The organism is Alkalihalophilus lindianensis (genome assembly GCF_032843265.1).
GTDB lineage: Bacteria > Bacillota > Bacilli > Bacillales > Bacillaceae_D > Alkalihalophilus > Alkalihalophilus lindianensis.
This window is the reverse complement of record NZ_JAWJBA010000044.1, coordinates 1-452: the sequence shown is the minus strand read 5'-3', so window position 1 is coordinate 452 and position 452 is coordinate 1. Positions and strand designations below refer to the sequence as shown.

Here is a 452-nt window from a genome sequence, read left to right as displayed (position 1 = left end):
CCCGATAACAGGATCATGGAAATCTATTACGATAACGTAGTTGAACTGTTCCAAAATGTCTTGCCTGTCCGATTGAAAAATTTCTTTCCATACAAATAACTTTTTGGGTAAAAAATTTATAAAATCCAAGGTCACCTTAAAGTTTATGCTATTCTTCTAGATCTCAGTTGTGCAACGAAAATATCTTTCTTTAATCATTTTGTTTAAAAAAGTCAGGAAATTTATTTACTACTATTTCTTGCTCATCTAACATCATATGGAGATGGGCCGCTGTTAAAAAATCGGCTTCTTCAGGATCTTTATTGATTAATGACTCAAGCAGCCGATAGTGTTGGCTGATTAGAATTTTTAAATTAAGATCTTCTGTGGTGACCCGTAACCAGCGAAAACGTTCCAGGTGGATATTATGATCATCTAACCAGTTCCAAACTTCTTGTCGACCCGCAATTTCA

Annotated in this window: 1 protein-coding gene; it reads right to left on the bottom strand. The window is 34.7% G+C overall.

The features are described 5' to 3' along the window. Positions 1 to 190: 190 nt before the first annotated feature. On the bottom strand, positions 191 to 452 hold a 262-nt coding region (locus RYX56_RS21195; RefSeq protein WP_317123970.1), incomplete at its 5' end, for a GntR family transcriptional regulator.